This is a genomic window from Pseudomonas sp. RtIB026 (assembly GCF_016861355.2).
Taxonomy (GTDB): domain Bacteria; phylum Pseudomonadota; class Gammaproteobacteria; order Pseudomonadales; family Pseudomonadaceae; genus Aquipseudomonas; species Aquipseudomonas peradeniyensis.
This window is the reverse complement of the sequence record NZ_AP023348.2, coordinates 4,462,851-4,480,851: the sequence shown is the minus strand read 5'-3', so window position 1 is coordinate 4,480,851 and position 18,001 is coordinate 4,462,851. Positions and strand designations below refer to the sequence as shown.

The following is an 18,001-nucleotide window of genomic DNA, read 5'->3' as shown; positions in this document are numbered from 1 at the left end:
AAATTGTTGAGCCCCCGAGGAATGACCATGAACGAAGCCGTCTTGCAGAACAAAGCCCTGACCGTGCTGCTGGCACTGGTGACCATCGCCTTCATCTGGATCCTGCTGCCGTATTCCGGCGCGATCTTCTGGGCGGTGATCCTCGGCATTCTATTCTCTCCGTTGCAACGCCATCTGCTGCTGCGCCTGGGCGGGCGGCGCAACCTGGCCACGGCGACGGCGCTGGCCACCTGCCTGCTGGTCGCCGTGCTGCCGGTGATCATCATCAGTGCCTTGCTGGTGCAGGAGGGCGCGGCGTTGTACCAACGCATCGAAAGCGGCCAGCTGGACATTGCCGGCTATATCGAGCGTGGCAAGGATATGCTGCCTGTCTATGCCCAGCATTTCCTCGACCGCATGGGCATGGGCAACCTCGATGGCCTGCGCGACAAGATCACCAAGTGGGCCACCCAGGGCAGCCAGTTCCTCGCCGGCCAGGCGTTCAGCTTCGGCCAGGGTACCTTCGAGTTCCTGGTGAGCTTCGGCATCATGCTCTACCTGCTGTTCTTCTTCCTGCGCGAGGGCGCGGAGGTGGCGCGCAAGGTGCGCCAGGCGGTGCCGCTGCCCGAGCAGCAGAAGCGCCGCCTGCAGTTGAAGTTCAAGCGCGTGGTGCGGGCCACGGTCAAGGGCAACCTGCTGGTGGCGATCACCCAGGGGGCGCTGGGTGGGCTGATCTTCTGGGTGCTGGGCATTCCCAGCGTGCTGGTGTGGGCGGTGCTGATGGCGTTCCTGTCGCTATTGCCGGCGGTGGGCGCGGGGATCGTCTGGGGACCGGTGGCGCTGTATTTCCTGCTGACCGGGGCGATCTGGCAGGGGATCGTGCTGACGGCGTTCGGCGTGCTGGTGATCGGGTTGGTGGACAACCTGCTACGGCCGATCCTGGTGGGCAAGGATACGCGGATGCCGGATTACCTGGTGCTGGTGTCGACCTTGGGCGGGTTGGCGGTGTTCGGGCTCAATGGCTTCGTGATCGGGCCGTTGATCGCGGCGTTGTTCATTTCCAGCTGGGCGATCTTTGCCTCGACCAAGCCGCAGGTGCAACTGCCATCCTGAAAGGGCCATTCGCGGGTAAACCCGCTCCCACAGGGCACTGCACGAAACCTGTGGGAGCGGGTTTACCCGCGAATGGGCTGCATCGTAGCCCCAAGCTATTTATCGGAAACTGTAGGAAACCCCCGCATACACCCCGAACCCTTCCCCCGGCGTCGAGCGGGCGATGTCCTGCCCGGCATCGTTGTACCCCGGTGTCACCGTCGCCGCATACCGCTTGTTGGTCAGGTTGCGCAGGTCGAGCCAGGTCTGCCAGTCCCGTTTCGGCGAGTCCCAGCCCAGGCGCGCGCCGAGCAGGGCGTAGGCATCGGCGTGGTAGCTGTTGGCGTAGTCCACCTGCACCTTGGAGGCCATCTGCGTGTTCACCCCGGCGTAGAAACCGCTCGGCCAGTCGTAGCGCAGTTCGGCCTGGTAGTAGTGCATGGGGATGCCAGGCAGGCGGTTGTCGCCGAACTTGTCGTCGTCACGGTAGTGGAAGTCGCTGAAGGTGTAGGCCTGGCGCAGGCTGAGCTTGCCGGTGCCGGGTTGCTCCCAGAGCAGGCTGTCCAGGCCGGCCTCGATGCCCTGGTGCACGGTGGGGCTGGCATTGAACTCCTTGAACGGCAGACCCTGCACGACTTCCACGTTCAACAGTTCGTGGCGTACCTGGGCGTAGTACCAGGCCAGGTCCCAATGCCCCAGTGCCGAGTCGCCGCGGGCACCCAGCTCGAGGGTGGTGGCGGTCTGGTTCTGCATCTTCATGGGCTGGTTGGCGACCGGCGCACTCCAGACCAGCGACCACGGGTGCGGCGGCTCCACCGAGCGACTGAGGTTGCCGTAGACCTGCAGGTCAGGGCGGATGTCGTAACGCAGGCCCAGGCGTGGGGCGTAGTCCCAGTCATGCTGGCTGACCTTGCCGCCACTGGTCGGGTAGGTGACGTCGCTTTCGCGGCGGGTATAGATCATCGCCAGGCCCGTGCTCAGCCACAGGTTCGGGATCAGCTCCAGGTCGTTGCCCGCATGCAGCACGGTATCCGAACCCTGGTAGCTGAAATCGCGGCTGCGGGCGCCGAAGTTGTCGCCGCCGGGGCGAGCGAACTGCGAGGCGCCGCTGTTGGGCAGGTGCTTGGTGGTACGCCAACCGAGGGTGGTCTTGCTCTCATGGCCGAACAGGGTGTCGCGACGCAAGTAGTTCAGCGTGCCGCTGACATCGGTGTAGGCGACCTTAAGGCGCATCGGGCCTTCGCGCAGGTCCATGGGGTAGTCGTGATAGACCAGCCCCGCCTCCAGGCGTGAATCGTCATCCAGGAAGAAGGTGGTCTTGTTGCCCACCCAGGTGCTGCCCGGTTGCGGGCGGCTGTCGTCGCGGGCCAGGTACGCCGGATTGGCGGCACGGGGATGGTGCTTGATCTGGTCCTTGGTCAGGCGCCCGGCCAGGTCGTTCTCGGTTTCCCGGTAGCGCAGGTAGAAGCGCGTCTCCAGGTTTGGGTTGAAGCGGTAGCCGATGTTGGCGGCGATGCCCTTGGCGCTGCCGCTGCTGTGATCCTGGTAGCCGTCGTACTCGGCATCGGTCAGGGCCACGTAGTAGTCGAGGTTGCCCAGCACCTGCCCGGAGCTGATGTGCCGGCGCTGGTAGCCACGGCTGCCGACTTCGTAGCGCACCTGCAAGGGCGCGGCATCGTAGCCGGTGTGGGTCACGTAGTTGATCGCGCCGCCCAGGGCCAGCGAGCCCTGGTCGAAGCCGTTGGCGCCGCGCAGCACTTCGGCGCGGCTCAACCACAGCGGTTCGAACAGCTCGTAGGGCGTGCCGCCCGGGCCGGTCAGCGGCAGGCCGTCGAACATTGTGTACACGCCCGAGCCGTGGGCGCCCGGCGCGCGGTTGATGCCCGAACCACGGATCGACAGCTTGATGCCATCGTTGCCCGCCGACTGGGCGAATACGCCAGGCTGGTAGGCCAGCACGTCCTGGTTGCTGGCCACCCGACCTTGGCCGACCTTGTCCATGTCCACCAGGTTGCTGGAGCCGGGGATCTCGCGCAGGTGCTCGGCGGCGGCTTCCAGTTCGGATTGCTGCCGGTCCTGGATCAGCACCTGGTCGAGTTCGACGCGATTGGCGGCCTGGGCGGTGCCAGCGACAAGCAGGGCCAGCAGGGAGTAGGGGAGGGTGGGGCGCATGGGGACGGGGTTCCAGATCGGGGGCGGGAGTCTGACGCTGCAAAGGGCAGACGAAGCACAGTGGTCGATCTGTAATGGCCATCGCGGGGCAAGCCCGCTCCCACGCCATTTCGCTCAATTGGCGTGGGAGCGGGCTTGCCCCGCGATGGGCTGCAACGCAGCCCCCAAAAAAAACACCCCGCCGAGGCGGGGTGTCTTGTGACGCAGTCAGCCGATCAACCGATCAGTTGCAGACCCGCCTGCTGCACCATCTCCAGCAACGGCTGCGGGTACACGCCCAGCACGAAGGCGAGGATGGCAATGGCCAGCAGCATCACGCCGCCGGTGCGCTGTTCCCACTTCAGCGGGGCGTCGTGGCGACGCAGGTTCGGCTCGACCAGGTACAGGGTGACCATGACGCGCAGGTAGTAGTACACGCCGATGGCGCTGCCGATCACCAGGGCGCCGACCAGCCACCACAGGTGCGACTCGACGCCGGTGGCGATGATGTAGAACTTGCCGATGAAGCCCGCGGTCAGCGGGATACCGGCCAGCGAGAGCATCATCACGGTCAGCACGGCGGTCAGGTACGGACGGCGCCAGAACAGGCCGCGGTACTCGTACAGGGCGTCGGCGTCACGGCCGGCGTACGGCGAGGACATCAGGGTGATCACGCCGAAGGCGCCGAGGCTGGTGATCACGTAGGTGACCAGGTACACGCCCATGGCCTCCAAGGCCAGGCCCTTGCTGGCGACCAGGGCGATGACCAGGTAGCCGAAGTGGGCGATGGACGAGTAACCGAGCAGACGCTTGAGGTTGCTCTGGGTCAGCGCCAGCAGGTTGCCGATGATGATCGAGGCAACCGCGATCACCGCCAGCACGGTGCTCAGCACGCCGCTGCTGGCGGCGGGGGAGAGCATGAACAGGCGCACGACCACGGCGAACACCGCGACCTTGCTGGCGGTGGCCAGGAACGCGGCGACCGGCGCCGGGGCGCCTTCGTACACGTCCGGGGTCCACAGGTGGAATGGCACCAGCGACAGCTTGAAGGCCAGGCCCACCAGCATCATGCCCAGGCCCAGCTGCGCCAGCAGGCTCGGCATGCTGGTGGCGGCCAGCGCCTTGCCCAGCTGGTCGAAGGTCAGGCTGCCTGCGTCAGCGTACAGCAGCGCCATGCCGAACAGCAGGAAGGCGGAACCGGCGGCCGACAGCACCATGTACTTGATGCCGGCTTCCAGCGAGCGCTTGTTGAAGAACGCGTACGCCACCAGGCCGTAGACCGGCACCGACAGCAACTCAAGGCCGATGAACAGGCCGGCCAGGTGGTTGGCGCTGACCAGCACCAGACCGCCCAGTGCCGACATCAGCAGCAGCAGGTACAGCTCTTCACGGTTGCCCGGGAAGCCCTTGGAACCCTCGCCCAGATAGGCGTGGGCAAGGGTGACGCAGGCCAGGGTGGCCACCAGGATGATCGCCATGTACAGGCAGGCGAACTTGTCGATGGTCACCAGCGAGGTGACCGCCAGCGGCGCGACTTTAAGTGCCGGCAGGATCGACAGCAGGGCCAGGTTCAGGCCCACGGTGGACAGCAGGAAGGTCTGCGAGTGGTTGCGCTTCCAGGCGATCGCCAGCATCACCACCACCGTGGTGATGGTGGTGATCAGCATCGGCGCCAATGCGATGAAGTGTTGAGTGGTGAATTCCATAGCGCTCTTACCGGGCCGAAGCGAGTTGAGTGAAAGCGGAACCGAGCCACTGCTGCACACCGCTCATGGTGGCGGCAGAGGTGTCCAGGAACGGCTGCGGATACACGCCCAGCAGGATCAGCAGGCCCGCCAGGCCCAGCACCATGATCAGCTCGCGACCGTCCATGCCGGCCAGCACGGTGTCGGCCTTGGCCGGACCGAAGTAGGCGCGGTGGATCATGATCAGCGAGTACACCGAACCGAAGACCAGGCCGGTGGTGGCGATCACGGTGATCCATGGGACGTGGGCGAAGCTGCCGATCAGGATCAGGAACTCGCCGACGAAGTTGCCGGTGCCCGGCAGGCCCAGCGACGCGGCGGCGAAGAACAGGCTGATGGCCGGAAGATACGCGATGCGGTGCCACAGGCCACCCATCTCGCGCATGTCACGGGTGTGCAGGCGCTCGTACAGCTGGCCGGCCAGGATGAACAGCGCGGCGGCCGACAGGCCGTGGGCCAGCATCTGGATCACCGCGCCCTGCAGGGCCTGCTGGCTGCCGGAGTAGATGCCGATCAGCACGAAGCCCATGTGCGAGACGCTGGAGAAGGCCACCAGGCGCTTGATGTCGGTTTGCGCGAAGGCCAGGAAGGCACCGTAGAAGATACCGATCAGGCCCAGGGTCATGGCGATCGGCGCGAACTCGGCCGAGGCGTTCGGGAACAGCGGCAGGGCGAAGCGCAGCAGGCCGTAGGCCGCGGTCTTCAGCAGGATGCCCGCGAGGTCCACGGAACCTGCGGTCGGTGCCTGGGCGTGAGCGTCAGGCAGCCAGGAGTGGAACGGCACCACCGGCAGCTTCACCGCGAAGGCGATGAAGAAGCCCAGCATCAGGATGTACTCGACGCCGGCTGGCAGCTCGGCCTTGAGCAGGTCGCTGTAGTTGAAGGTGATCACGCCGGTGCTGTTGTAGTTGACCAGCACCAGGCCGAGGATCGCCACCAGCATGATCAGGCCGCTGGCCTGGGTGAAGATGAAGAACTTGGTCGCCGCGTAGATCCGGGTCTTCTTGCCGTCGGAGGAGCTGTGACCCCAGAGCGCGATGAGGAAGTACATCGGCACCAGCATCATTTCCCAGAAGAAGAAGAACAGGAACAGGTCCAGGGCCAGGAACACACCGACCACGCCGCCGAGGATCCACATCAGGTTGAGGTGGAAGAAGCCGACGTGGCGCTGGATCTCTTTCCACGAGCACAGCACCGACAGCACACCGAGCAGGCCGGTGAGCAGGATCATCAGCAGCGACAGGCCGTCGAGGGCCAGGTGGATGCTGATGCCGAAGCGCTTGATCCACTCGACTTTGTACTCGAGGGCCCAGGCGGGCTCCGCGCCAGGGGCCGGAGCCAGGGTGTAGTTGCCGTTCGCCCACAGCCACAGGCCGATGCCAAGCAGCAGGGACATGGTCAGCAGCGCGATCCAGCGCGGCAGGGTGGAGCCGAAGCGCTCACCCAGCCAGCACAGGAAGCCGCCGATGAAGGGGATCAGGATCAGCCAAGGCAAAATCATGACGGGTTGGTTTCCTTTGGCAAAGTCGCAAGATTCATAGTCATACCGCGGCCACTACCACGGCACCGAGCACCAGCACGGCGCCGACGGCGATCGAGGCGGTGTACCAGCGCAGCTGGCCGGTCTCGGTCTTGCTCATGGCGACGTGACCGCCGCGAGCCAGGCGAGGGATGAGGCCGATGCTGCGGTCAACCGGGTCCTTGCGCAGGATGTGGCTGATCAGCAGGTAAGGTTTGACGAAGAGCTTGTCGTAGATCCAGTCGAAGCCCCAGGCGGCGAACCACCAGGCCGACAGGACGCGACCGATACCGCTGTTGGCGACCGCAGTGACGAAGCGGCGCTTGCCCAGGAACAGCAGGGCCGACAGCAGGATACCGGCGATGGCGATGGCGCCCGAGGCGATCTCCAGCGAGTGCTTGGCTTCGCCACCGGCGTGGCCGGCGCTTTCAGGCAGCACGCCTGCCAGCGGCGGGTGGATCCAGGCGCCGATGAAGGTCGACAGCACGATCAGCACGCCCAGCGGCAGCCAGTGGCTGATGCCGTGGCCGGCGTGGGCTTCGGTCTTGGCTTCGCCGTGGAAGGCGATGAAGATCAGGCGGAAGGTGTACAGCGAGGTCATGAACGCGCCCACCAGGCCGGCGTACAGCAGGCCGGTGTTGCCGCTGGCGAAGGCTTCCCAGAGGATCTCGTCCTTGGAGTAGAAGCCCACGGTCAGGATCGGCAGGGCGGCCAGGGCGGCGCCACCGACCACGAAGCTGGCGTAGGCCAGCGGCAATTTCTTCCACAGGCCGCCCATCTTGAAGATGTTCTGCTCGTGGTGGCAGGCGACGATCACCGCACCGGAGGCAAGGAACAGCAGGGCCTTGAAGAAGGCGTGGGTCATCAGGTGGAAGATCGCCGCGTCCCAGGCGCCGACGCCCAGGGCCAGGAACATGTAGCCGATCTGGCTCATGGTCGAGTAGGCGAGGATACGCTTGATGTCGGTCTGTACCAGGGCGGCGAAGCCGGCCAGGACCAGGGTCACGCCACCGACCACGCCGACCAGGTGCAGGACGTCCGGCGCCAGCAGGAACAGGCCGTTGGTACGGGCGATCAGGTACACGCCCGCGGTCACCATGGTGGCCGCGTGGATCAGCGCCGAAACCGGGGTCGGGCCCGCCATCGCGTCGGCCAGCCAGGTCTGCAGCGGCAGCTGGGCCGATTTACCGACCGCGCCACCCAGCAGCATCAGGGTCGCCAGGACCATCCAGGTGTCACCGGCCTGGAACTTCTGCGGTGCCAGCACCAGCAGTTCCTGCACGTTCAGGGTACCCAGCTGGACGAACAGGATGAACAGGCCGATGGCCATGAACACGTCGCCGATGCGGGTGACGATGAACGCCTTGAGTGCCGCGTTACCGTTGTTGCGGTTGCTGTAGTAGAAACCGATCAACAGGTACGAGCACAGGCCCACGCCTTCCCAGCCGAAGTAGATGAACAGCAGGTTGTCGCCCAGCACCAGGAACAGCATGCTGGCGATGAACAGGTTGGTGTACGAGAAGAAGCGCGAGTAACCGGCTTCGCCACGCATGTACCAGGAGGCGAACAGGTGGATCAGGAAGCCGACGCCGGTGACCACGCCCAGCATGGTGACCGACAGGCCGTCCACGTACAGGGTGAAGTTCGGCGCGAAGCCGTCCACCGACATCCACTGCCACAGCAGCTGGCTGTAAGCACCGCCCTCAGGCGGGGCGACGTTGAACTGCCAGATCACGTAGGCGGCGGTGGCCGCCGACAGACCGACCGAGCCGACGCCGACCAGCGCCGACAGGTTCTCGGACCAGCGGCCGCGCGAGAACGACAGCAGCAGGAAGCCGATCAGGGGGAATACGAACGTCAGGAAGATAAGGTTCATCCGCGCATCTCACTGGCAGCATCGATGTCGAGAGTGTGGAAGCGGCGATACAGCTGCAGCAGGATCGCCAGGCCAATGCTGGCCTCGGCGGCTGCCAGGCTGATCACCAGGATGAACATCACCTGGCCGTCGGGCTGGACCCAACGGGCACCGGCGACGATGAACGCCAGGGCAGAGGCGTTCATCATGACTTCCAGGCTCATGAGCACGAAGAGGATGTTGCGGCGGACCATCAGGCCAACCAGACCTAAGCAGAACAGGATGCCGGCGACCGCCAGACCATGCTCGAGAGGGATAGCACCCATGATTTACTCCTTCGCCTCGTTGCGGCCCAGGTGGAAGGCGGTGACGGCTGCCGCGAGCAGCAGCATCGAGGCCAGTTCGACCACCAGCAGGTACGGCCCGAACAGGCTGATGCCGACGTCCTTGGCGCTGACGGTGGTACCGCTGATGGCGGCGCCCGACGGGGTGACGAACAGCACGTACAGCAGCTCCAGCAGCAGCAGGGCGGCGAGGATCACCGGCCCCGCCCAGATGCCGGGCTTGAGCCAGCCGCGCTCCTGGGCAACCGAAGCCGGCCCGAGGTTGAGCATCATCACCACGAAGACGAACAGCACCATGATGGCGCCGGCGTAGGCGATCACTTCCAGGGCGCCGGCGAACGGCGCACCGAGGGAGAAGAAGATCATCGCCACGGAAATCAGCGAGATGATCAGGTAGAGCAGGGCGTGCACCGGGTTGGTGCCGGTCACCACGCGAAGCGTGGAGACGACGGCGACACCGGATGCGAAGTAGAAAGCGAATTCCATCTTTCTGTCCTTATGGGAGCAAGCTCTTCACGTTGATCGGCTCGGCTTCGTTCTGCGCAGAGCCTTTCGGCTTGCCAGCGATTGCCATGCCGGCAACACGGTAGAAGTTGTAGTCAGGGTTCTTGCCGGGGCCGGAGATCAGCAGATCTTCTTTCTCGTACACCAGGTCCTGACGCTTGAACTCGGCCATTTCGAAATCCGGAGTGAGCTGGATCGCGGTGGTCGGGCACGCCTCTTCGCACAGGCCGCAGAAGATGCAGCGCGAGAAGTTGATGCGGAAGAACTCGGGGTACCAACGGCCGTCCTCGGTCTCGGCCTTCTGCAGCGAGATGCAGCCGACCGGGCAGGCCACCGCGCAGAGGTTGCACGCCACGCAGCGCTCCTCGCCATCGGGGTCGCGGGTGAGGACGATGCGGCCGCGGTAGCGCGGCGGCAGGTACACGGGTTTTTCGGGGTACTGCAGGGTGTCGCGCTTGCGGAACCCGTGGGAGAACACCATGGCCAGGCTGCGCAGCTGTGTGCCGGTGCCCTTAACGATGTCGCCGATATACTTGAACATGGGTCAAATCCTCACTGGGCCGCGACGGCTGGCGTGTTGTAGAGCACGATCGCAGCGGTCACCAGCAAATTGATCAGGGTCAGCGGCAGGCAGAACTTCCAGCTGAAGTCCATCACCTGGTCATAGCGTGGGCGCGGGATCGAGGCGCGCAGCAGGATGAACAGCATGATGAAGAACGCGGTCTTCAGGGCGAACCACAGGAACGGTACTTGCGGCAGGATGCCGAACGGACCGTGCCAGCCACCGAAGAACAGGGTTACCAGCAGCGCCGAGATCAGGATGATGCCGATGTACTCACCGACGAAGAACATGCCCCATTTCATGCCGGCATATTCGATGTGGTAGCCGTCGGCCAGTTCCTGTTCCGCTTCCGGCTGGTCGAACGGGTGACGGTGAGTCACGGCGACGCCAGCGATGAAGAAGGTGCAGAAGCCGAAGAACTGCGGAATGATGAACCACAGGTTGTTGGCCTGGTATTCAACGATGTCGCGCATGTTGAACGAACCCACCTGCACCACCACGCCCATCAGCGCCAAGCCCAGGAACACTTCGTACGACACGGTCTGCGCCGAGGCCCGCAGGCTGCCCAGCAGGGCGTACTTGTTGTTCGACGACCAGCCGGCGAACAGCACGGCGTAGACCGACAGGCCGGCCATGGCGAAGAAGAACAGCAGGCCGATGTTCAGGTCGGCCACGCCCCAGCCCGGGGTGATCGGGATGATCGAGAAGCCGATCAGCAGGGCGCTCATGGCCACTACCGGCGCCAGGGTGAAGATCATCTTGTCGACGAAGGGCGGGTTCCAGTCCTCCTTGAAGAACATCTTCAGCATGTCGGCGGCGATCTGGAACATACCGAACGGGCCGACCCGGTTCGGACCGTAGCGGTCCTGCCACCAGCCCAGCAGGCGACGCTCGACGAAGCTGAGCAGCGCGCCGCAGACCACCACGGCCAGCAGCACCACGATGGCCTTGACGACCTGAATGATCACGTCGATCACTTCGGGGGTGAACCAGCTCATTGTGCTGCCTCCTGCAGGCCTTCGACGGCTGCACCGAAGATGGCGGGCGGAATGCCGGCCAGGCCTTTGGGCAACGCAACCAGGCCAGCGCCCAGTTCTTCATTGATACGCAGCGGCAGGCGCAGCGAAACACCGGCCACGTTCAGGCTCAGCAGCGCGCCGTCGTTGACACCCAGGCGGTCGGCTTCGGACTTGGCCAGGCCGACGTAGGCGGCTGGAATACGCTCTTGTACCGGTGCGGCGCGCGAGGAACTCTCTTCGCTGCCGAACAGGTGGAAGAACGGTACGGCGGTCCAGGTGCCGCGAGCCGGGTTGAACGCGCCCGGAATGGCGGTGAACCAGTTGAGCTTGTCGCCTTGCGACTCGATCAGGCGCACGCCCGGGTCACCGGCACGCAGGTGGCCACCGACTTCGTCCTGGAACTTGTTCCAGGCCTGTGGCGAGTTCCAGCCTGGCGACCAGGCGAATGGCACCTGCTGGCGCGGTTCGGCCGAGCCCGAGTAGCCTTCCATGGAGAAGGCGAACGCGGTGTCCTTGTCCTGCGGGGTACGTGGCTCGTGCACGCTGATGTTGGCGCGCATGGCGGTACGGCCGGAGTAGCGCAGCGGCTCGCGGGCCAGCTTCATGCCCTTGATGCGGAAGGCTGCGCTTGGTGCGGCATTGATGATGCCGGCCAGTTGCGGCGCGGCTTCGGCGCAGGCGCTGGTGACGTGGTCCAGCTGGGTCCAGTCCACCGGCTTGTTCAGCAGGGTGGCACGCAGGGCGTGCATCCAGCGCCAGCCTTCGTGGATCTGGATGCTGCTGTCCAGGTACTGCGGGTCGAACACCTGGAAGAAGCGCTGGGCACGGCCTTCCTGGCTGACCAGGGTGCCGTCGCCTTCGGCGAACGAGGCGGCGGGCAGCACCAGGTGGGCGCGGTCGAGGGTCGGGGTCTTGGAGTGGTCGGCAACGATCACCACCTTGGCCGCGGCCAGGGCGGCGTCGACCTTGGCGGCCGGTACGCGGGCGTACAGGTCGTTTTCCAGCACGACGATGGCGTCGGCCTTGCCGCTGATCACGGCGTCCAGGGCCGCATCGACGGACTCGCCGCCCAGCATCGCCATGCCGAGGCTGTTGGCTTCAGGCACGACCAGGCTCAGCGAACCGTTCTTTTCGCGCAGCTTGAGGGCCTTGGCGATGTTGGCGGCGGCTTCGATCAGCGCAGGGTCCGCCAGGGAAGTGCCGGCGACCACCAGCGGGCGGTTGGCGGCGACCAGGGCATCGGCGATGCGCTGGGCCAGGGCCTTGGCTTCGTCGTCCAGGCCGGCGACGGCAGGCGCGCTCGGGTCGATGGCGTGGGCCACGGCGAAACCGATGCGGGCCAGGTCAGCGGGAGCAGCGTGCACACACTCTTCGGCGACGTCGTCCAGCTTGGTTTCAGCCAAGGATGCGATGAACAGCGGGTACAGCGCGTGCTGGCCGATGTTCTTCACCGCAGCGTCCAGCCAAGGCTGTACGCGCATGGCGTCGGCCATGGCCTCGGCCTTGCCCTTGGTGGCCTGGCGCACGGCCAGGGCGACGCGGGCGGCGGTCTGGGTCAGGTCTTCACCGAGCACGAACACGGCGTCGTGGTCTTCGATGTCGCGCAGGGTCGGGACTGGCAGTGGGCTGTCGTTCAGCACGTTCAGCGCCAGGCGCACGCGGGCCAGTTCGCCAGCTTCCATACCGGAGTAGAAGTACTCGGCGCCGACCAGCTCACGCAGGCCATAGTTGCTCTCGAGGCTGGCGCGCGGCGAGCCGATACCGACGATGGTGCGGCCGCGCAGCAGGTCGGCGGCCTTGTCCAGGGCGGCGTCCAGGCCCAGCTTGCTGCCATCGGCGAGGAACGGCTGGCGCGGACGGTCCTTGCGGTTGACGTAGCCATAGCCGAAGCGGCCACGGTCGCACAGGAAGTACTGGTTCACCGAACCGTTGAAACGGTTCTCGATGCGGCGCAGTTCGCCGTAGCGCTCGCCGGGGCTGATGTTGCAGCCGCTGGAGCAGCCATGGCAGATGCTCGGGGCGAACTGCATGTCCCACTTGCGGTTGTAACGCTCGGAGTGGGTCTTGTCGGTGAACACACCGGTCGGGCAGACCTCGGTGAGGTTGCCGGAGAACTCGCTTTCCAGCACGCCGTCTTCGACGCGACCGAAGTACACGTTGTCGTGGGCGCCGTATACGCCCAGGTCGGTGCCGCCGGCGTAGTCCTTGTAGTAGCGCACGCAGCGGTAGCAGGCGATGCAGCGGTTCATCTCATGGGCGATGAACGGGCCGAGGTCCTGGTTCTGGTGGGTACGCTTGGTGAAACGGTAGCGGCGCTCGTTGTGGCCGGTCATTACCGTCATGTCCTGCAGGTGGCAGTGACCGCCTTCCTCGCACACCGGGCAGTCGTGCGGGTGGTTGGTCATCAGCCATTCGACGACGCTGGCGCGGAACGCCTTGGACTCGTCATCGTCGATGGAGATCCAGGTGCCGTCGGAGGCAGGGGTCATGCAGGACATGACGATACGACCACGGGTGTCGTTCTCGTCGGTGTACTGCTTGACCGCGCACTGCCGGCAGGCGCCGACGCTACCGAGCGCCGGGTGCCAGCAGAAATAGGGGATGTCGAGGCCGAGCGACAGACAGGCCTGTAACAGGTTGTCCGCACCGTTGACTTCGAGCGCTTTGCCGTCTACGTGGATAGTGGCCATTGTTCAAAGTTCTTCGTTGGCCCGCGTGGGCGGGCGTGGCTAATGGAAATCGGTGAGCCTGCGGCCGGCCACGAATCGTTCGGGCCGGCCGGCGGGCTGGCGGATGGCACGGACCATCCGCTGTTCATCTTGTTATGCGCCGACCACGATCGGCTTCGCCAGGTTCGGGCGCAGGGCTTCGCTGCCAGCAGTGGCTGGGGCGACGCCGGCCTCGAACTCCGAGCGGAAATACTTGATGGCACTGCCCAGTGGCTCGACGGCACCCGGTGCGTGAGCACAGAAGGTGCGGCCTGGGCCGAGGAAGTTGACCAGACCCAGCAGGGTCTCGATGTCTTCGGCGCGGCCCTGGCCTTTCTCCAGGGCGCGCAGCATCTTCACGCTCCATGGCAGGCCGTCGCGGCACGGCGTGCACCAGCCGCAGGATTCGCGGGCGAAGAACTCTTCCATGTTGCGCAGCAGCGAGACCATGTTGACGCTGTCGTCGACCGCCATGGCCAGGCCCGTACCCATACGGGTGCCGACCTTGGCGATGCCACCGGCGTACATCTGCGCATCGAGGTGCTCGGGCAGCAGGAAGCCGGTACCGGCGCCGCCTGGCTGCCAGCACTTGAGCTTGAAGCCGTCGCGCATGCCACCGGCGTAGTCTTCGAACAGCTCGCGGGCGGTGACGCCGAACGGCAGCTCCCACAGGCCCGGGTTCTTCACCTTGCCGGAGAAGCCCATCAGCTTGGTGCCGTGGTCTTCGCTGCCTTCGCGGGCCAGCGACTTGTACCAGTCGTTGCCGTTGGCGACGATGGCCGGCACGTTGCACAGGGTCTCGACGTTGTTCACGCAGGTCGGCTTGCCCCACACGCCGACGGCGGCAGGGAAGGGCGGCTTGGAGCGCGGGTTGGCGCGGCGGCCTTCGAGCGAGTTGATCAGCGCGGTTTCTTCACCGCAGATGTAGCGCCCGGCACCGGTGTGCACGAACAGCTCGAAATCAAAGCCCGAGCCGAGGATGTTCTTGCCCAGCAGGCCTGCGGCCTTGGCTTCGTCGATGGCGCGGTTGAGGTTCTTCGCCGCGGTGGTGTATTCGCCACGCAGGAAGATGTAGCCACGGTAGGCCTTCAGGGCGCGGGCGCTGATCAGCATGCCCTCGACCAGCAGATGGGGCTGTTGCTCCATCAGCATGCGGTCCTTCCAGGTGTTCGGCTCCATTTCATCCGCGTTGCACAGCAGGTAGCGGATGTTCATGGATTCGTCTTTGGGCATCAGGCCCCACTTCACGCCGGTGGGGAAGCCCGCGCCGCCACGGCCCTTGAGGCCGGAGTCCTTGACGGACTGGACGATATCGTCCTGGGACATCTCGGCCAGCGCCTTGCGGGCGGCGGCATAGCCGTTCTTGGCCTGGTACTCGGCCAGCCATACAGGCTCGCCGTCGTCGCGCAGGCGCCAGGTCAGGGGGTGGGTTTCGGCCGAACGCGCGATGCGGTTGGCCGGGCCGAAGGAAGTGATGGTCATACGTAACCCTCCAGCAGCTTGGAGACGCCGGCAGGCTGCACGTCGCCAAAGGTGTCGTCGTCGATCATCAGCGCCGGGGCCTTGTCGCAGTTGCCCAGGCAGCACACCGGCAGCAGGGTGAAACGCCCGTCCGCAGTGGTCTGGCCGAGGCCGATGCCCAGCTCGCTCTGGATCTGGCTGACCACCGATTCGTGGCCGCCGATGTAGCAGACCATGCTGTCGCACACGCGGATGATGTGGCGGCCGACCGGCTGGCGGAAGATCTGGCTGTAGAAGGTGGCCACGCCCTCGACGTCGCTGGCGGGGATACCCAGCACTTCGCCGATGGCGTAGATGGCGCCGTCCGGCACCCAGCCGCGTTCCTTCTGGACGATCTTCAGGGCTTCGATGGACGCCGCGCGCGGGTCCTCGTAGTGGTGCATCTCGTGCTCGATGGCCGAGCGCTCGGTTTCGCTCAGGGCGAAACGGTCGGTTTGGATAAGCGTGCTGTTCATGCTTAGCGGTCCACGTCAGCCATAACGAAGTCGATACTGCCCAGGTACGCGATGAGGTCCGCGACCATGCTGCCTTTGATCACCGAAGGGATCTGCTGCAGGTGCGGGTAGCTCGGGGTACGGATCCGGGTGCGGTAGCTCATGGTGCCGCCATCGCTCGTCAGGTAGTAACTGTTGATGCCCTTGGTCGCCTCGATCATCTGGAACGACTCGTTGGCCGGCATGACCGGGCCCCACGAGACTTGCAGGAAGTGGGTGATCAGGGTCTCGATGTGCTGCAGGGTGCGCTCTTTCGGCGGCGGCGTGGTCAGCGGGTGATCCGCCTTGTACGGGCCTTCCGGCATGTTGCGCAGGCACTGGTCGATGATGCGGATACTCTGGCGCATCTCCTCGACACGGACCATGCAGCGATCGTAGGCATCGCCGTTGTGGGCCAGCGGCACTTCGAACTCGAAGTTCTCGTAGCCAGAGTAAGGGCGGGCCTTACGCAGGTCGAAGTCGCAACCGGTGGAACGCAGGCCGGCACCGGTGGTGCCCCATTCCAGCGCTTCCTTGGTGTTGTACGCGGCAACGCCGATGGTACGGCCCTTGAGGATGCTGTTCTGCAGGGCGGCCTTGGTGTACTCGTCGAGGCGCTTGGGCAGCCATTCGACGAAGTCCTTGACCAGCTTGTCCCAGCCGCGCGGCAGGTCGTGGGCGACGCCACCGATGCGGTACCAGGCCGGGTGCAGGCGGAAACCGGTGATCGCTTCGATCACGGTGTAGGCGCGCTGGCGGTCGGTGAAGGTGAAGAACACCGGGGTCATGGCGCCGACGTCCTGGATGTAGGTGCCCAGGAACAGCAGGTGGCTGGTGATGCGGAAGAACTCGGCGAGCATGATGCGAATCACGTCGACTTTCTGCGGCACCTGGATGCCGGCCAGCTTCTCGACCGCCAGTACGTACGGCAGGTTGTTCATCACCCCGCCGAGGTAGTCGATACGGTCGGTGTAGGGAATGAAGCTGTGCCAGGACTGACGCTCGGCCATCTTCTCGGCGCCACGGTGGTGGTAGCCGATGTCCGGGACGCAGTCGACGATCTCTTCACCGTCCAGCTGCAGGACGATACGGAAGGCACCGTGGGCGGACGGGTGGTTCGGGCCGAGGTTGAGGAACATGTAGTCCTCGTTGGCGCCCTGGCGCTTCATGCCCCAGGCTTCCGGGTTGAAGCGCGCCGATTCCTCTTCAAGCTGTTGCTTGGCCAGGGTCAGGCTGTAGGGATCGAACTCGGTGGCGCGGGCGGGGTAGTCCTTGCGCAGCGGGTGACCTTCCCAGGTCGGCGGCATCATGATACGGCTCAGGTGCGGGTGGCCGGCAAAGTCGATGCCGAACATGTCCCAGACTTCGCGCTCGTACCAGTTGGCGTTCGGCCAGATACCGGTCACCGTCGGCAGGTTCAGGTCGCCTTCGCTGAGCGACACCTTGATCATCACGTCGCTGTTACGCTCGACCGACAGCAGGTGGTAGAACACGCTGAAATCGGCGGCAGGCAGGCCGCGGCGCTGGGTGCGCAGGCGCTCGTCGACGCCGTGCAGGTCGTACAGCATGCTGTACGGCTTGGCGACGCCGCGCAGGAAGCTCAGCACTTCCTTGAGCTGGGCACGCTTTACCCACAGTACCGGCATGCCGGTGCGGGTTTCCTGGGCGACGAATGCGTCGGCGCCAAAACGGTTGTGCAGTTCGACGACCACATCCTGGTCGTCAGCCTTGTAGGGCGGAATATAAATAGCGTTGTCCGCTGTCATGGTCTCGGTCGCTTTGGGTCAGCGTTAAGAATGAAGCCAGGCCGCCGGCTCCTTCGGGAGCGGGCGGCAGGTCGCTGGATCAGACTTCGTCGGGGCTGCGCAGGTTGGTTACCGCAATGCGCTGTTCGCGACGCAGGTCTTTCTGGGCGGGCATCTCGGCACGGTAGATGCCTTGATCACCAACCACCCAGGAAAGCGGGCGTCGTTCTTGGCCGATCGACTCCTGCAGCAGCATCAGGCCTTGCAGGAATGCCTCGGGGCGCGGCGGGCAGCCAGGCACATAGACGTCCACGGGGAGGAACTTGTCGACCCCCTGAACGACCGAGTAGATGTCGTACATGCCGCCGGAGTTGGCGCACGAACCCATGGAGATGACCCACTTGGGCTCGAGCATCTGCTCGTACAGGCGCTGGATGATCGGCGCCATCTTGACGAAGCAGGTACCGGCGATGACCATGAAGTCGGCCTGGCGCGGCGAGGCCCGGATGACTTCGGCACCGAAGCGGGCGATGTCGTGGGGCGCCGTGAAGGCCGTGGTCATTTCCACGTAGCAGCAGGAAAGGCCGAAGTTGTACGGCCAGAGGGAGTTCTTGCGACCCCAGTTGACCGCGCCACGCAGCACATCTTCGAGTTTCCCCATGTAGATGTTCTTGTGGACCTGGTCTTCCAGCAGTTGATCGGTGACGGTTTCCCGCTCACCGACCGGATACTGCTCGTTGGGTGCGTCCGGATCGATTCTGGTGAGATTGTATTGCATGCCAAA

The 18,001-nt window shown here is 65.1% G+C and carries 14 protein-coding genes; 1 reads left to right on the top strand and 13 read right to left on the bottom strand.

Annotated elements, in window-relative coordinates:
* Positions 1-27: 27 nt before the first annotated feature.
* Positions 28-1,092, top strand: coding sequence for an AI-2E family transporter (locus PRtIB026_RS19995; protein WP_110733451.1), 1,065 nt, complete (start codon positions 28-30; stop codon positions 1,090-1,092).
* Positions 1,093-1,191: 99 nt separating this feature from the next.
* Here PRtIB026_RS19995 and PRtIB026_RS19990 read toward each other — a convergent pair whose 3' ends face one another.
* The 13 genes from PRtIB026_RS19990 to PRtIB026_RS19930 form a co-directional block, all read right to left on the bottom strand.
* Positions 1,192-3,243: a TonB-dependent receptor family protein gene (locus tag PRtIB026_RS19990; protein WP_203652026.1), complete on the bottom strand. Its 2,052-nt coding sequence runs from the start codon at positions 3,241-3,243 to the stop codon at positions 1,192-1,194.
* Between the two features lie 215 nt (positions 3,244-3,458).
* Complete coding sequence (gene nuoN, locus PRtIB026_RS19985) at positions 3,459-4,928, bottom strand: NADH-quinone oxidoreductase subunit NuoN (protein ID WP_038706426.1); 1,470 nt, start codon at positions 4,926-4,928, stop codon at positions 3,459-3,461.
* Between the two features lie 7 nt (positions 4,929-4,935).
* Positions 4,936-6,468: an NADH-quinone oxidoreductase subunit M gene (gene nuoM, locus PRtIB026_RS19980; protein ID WP_110733457.1), complete on the bottom strand. Its 1,533-nt coding sequence runs from the start codon at positions 6,466-6,468 to the stop codon at positions 4,936-4,938.
* 40 nt (positions 6,469-6,508) lie between these two features.
* Positions 6,509-8,362 carry an NADH-quinone oxidoreductase subunit L gene (gene nuoL / locus PRtIB026_RS19975; RefSeq protein ID WP_062573488.1) on the bottom strand — a complete coding sequence of 618 codons (1,854 nt, stop codon included), beginning with the start codon at positions 8,360-8,362 and terminating at the stop codon, positions 6,509-6,511.
* On the bottom strand, positions 8,359-8,667 hold the full coding sequence (gene nuoK / locus PRtIB026_RS19970; RefSeq protein ID WP_008096201.1) for an NADH-quinone oxidoreductase subunit NuoK: 309 nt from the start codon (positions 8,665-8,667) through the stop codon (positions 8,359-8,361). The genes nuoL and nuoK overlap by 4 nt, the downstream gene beginning before the upstream one ends.
* 3 nt (positions 8,668-8,670) lie before the next feature.
* Positions 8,671-9,171, bottom strand: coding sequence for an NADH-quinone oxidoreductase subunit J (gene nuoJ / locus PRtIB026_RS19965; RefSeq protein WP_110733459.1), 501 nt, complete (start codon positions 9,169-9,171; stop codon positions 8,671-8,673).
* A gap of 10 nt (positions 9,172-9,181) precedes the next feature.
* A complete protein-coding gene (gene nuoI / locus PRtIB026_RS19960; RefSeq protein WP_203652029.1) occupies positions 9,182-9,730 on the bottom strand; it encodes an NADH-quinone oxidoreductase subunit NuoI in 549 nt (182 codons plus the stop codon).
* Between the two features lie 11 nt (positions 9,731-9,741).
* Positions 9,742-10,749, bottom strand: coding sequence for an NADH-quinone oxidoreductase subunit NuoH (nuoH, locus tag PRtIB026_RS19955; RefSeq protein ID WP_050706494.1), 1,008 nt, complete (start codon positions 10,747-10,749; stop codon positions 9,742-9,744).
* The gene (nuoG, locus tag PRtIB026_RS19950) at positions 10,746-13,460 is read right to left on the bottom strand and encodes an NADH-quinone oxidoreductase subunit NuoG (protein WP_203652031.1); all 2,715 of its coding nucleotides are present in this window, start codon (positions 13,458-13,460) and stop codon (positions 10,746-10,748) included. Before nuoG ends, nuoH begins: the two co-directional genes overlap by 4 nt.
* Before the next feature lie 132 nt (positions 13,461-13,592).
* Complete coding sequence (nuoF, locus tag PRtIB026_RS19945; RefSeq protein ID WP_203652033.1) at positions 13,593-14,960, bottom strand: NADH-quinone oxidoreductase subunit NuoF; 1,368 nt, start codon at positions 14,958-14,960, stop codon at positions 13,593-13,595.
* Positions 14,957-15,454 (bottom strand): NADH-quinone oxidoreductase subunit NuoE, encoded by a 498-nt coding sequence (gene nuoE, locus PRtIB026_RS19940; RefSeq protein ID WP_012313767.1) that lies wholly within the window; start codon positions 15,452-15,454, stop codon positions 14,957-14,959. The genes nuoF and nuoE overlap by 4 nt, the downstream gene beginning before the upstream one ends.
* A 2-nt stretch (positions 15,455-15,456) precedes the next feature.
* Complete coding sequence (nuoC, locus tag PRtIB026_RS19935) at positions 15,457-17,238, bottom strand: NADH-quinone oxidoreductase subunit C/D (RefSeq protein WP_110733467.1); 1,782 nt, start codon at positions 17,236-17,238, stop codon at positions 15,457-15,459.
* A gap of 79 nt (positions 17,239-17,317) precedes the next feature.
* A complete protein-coding gene (locus PRtIB026_RS19930; RefSeq protein ID WP_008096180.1) occupies positions 17,318-17,995 on the bottom strand; it encodes a NuoB/complex I 20 kDa subunit family protein in 678 nt (225 codons plus the stop codon).
* Between the last annotated feature and the right edge of the window lie 6 nt (positions 17,996-18,001).

Coding starts and splice junctions, on each gene's coding strand:
- nuoK (WP_008096201.1), bottom strand. CDS start 8,667: ATGGGTGCTATCCCTCTCGAGCATGGTCTGGCGGTCGCCGGCATCCTG.
- nuoG (WP_203652031.1), bottom strand. CDS start 13,460: ATGGCCACTATCCACGTAGACGGCAAAGCGCTCGAAGTCAACGGTGCG.
- nuoL (WP_062573488.1), bottom strand. CDS start 8,362: ATGAACCTTATCTTCCTGACGTTCGTATTCCCCCTGATCGGCTTCCTG.
- nuoH (WP_050706494.1), bottom strand. CDS start 10,749: ATGAGCTGGTTCACCCCCGAAGTGATCGACGTGATCATTCAGGTCGTC.
- nuoI (WP_203652029.1), bottom strand. CDS start 9,730: ATGTTCAAGTATATCGGCGACATCGTTAAGGGCACCGGCACACAGCTG.
- nuoF (WP_203652033.1), bottom strand. CDS start 14,960: ATGACCATCACTTCCTTCGGCCCGGCCAACCGCATCGCGCGTTCGGCC.
- nuoC (WP_110733467.1), bottom strand. CDS start 17,238: ATGACAGCGGACAACGCTATTTATATTCCGCCCTACAAGGCTGACGAC.
- nuoE (WP_012313767.1), bottom strand. CDS start 15,454: ATGAACAGCACGCTTATCCAAACCGACCGTTTCGCCCTGAGCGAAACC.
- nuoM (WP_110733457.1), bottom strand. CDS start 6,468: ATGATTTTGCCTTGGCTGATCCTGATCCCCTTCATCGGCGGCTTCCTG.
- nuoN (WP_038706426.1), bottom strand. CDS start 4,928: ATGGAATTCACCACTCAACACTTCATCGCATTGGCGCCGATGCTGATC.
- nuoJ (WP_110733459.1), bottom strand. CDS start 9,171: ATGGAATTCGCTTTCTACTTCGCATCCGGTGTCGCCGTCGTCTCCACG.
- PRtIB026_RS19995 (WP_110733451.1), top strand. CDS start 28: ATGAACGAAGCCGTCTTGCAGAACAAAGCCCTGACCGTGCTGCTGGCA.
- PRtIB026_RS19990 (WP_203652026.1), bottom strand. CDS start 3,243: ATGCGCCCCACCCTCCCCTACTCCCTGCTGGCCCTGCTTGTCGCTGGC.
- PRtIB026_RS19930 (WP_008096180.1), bottom strand. CDS start 17,995: ATGCAATACAATCTCACCAGAATCGATCCGGACGCACCCAACGAGCAG.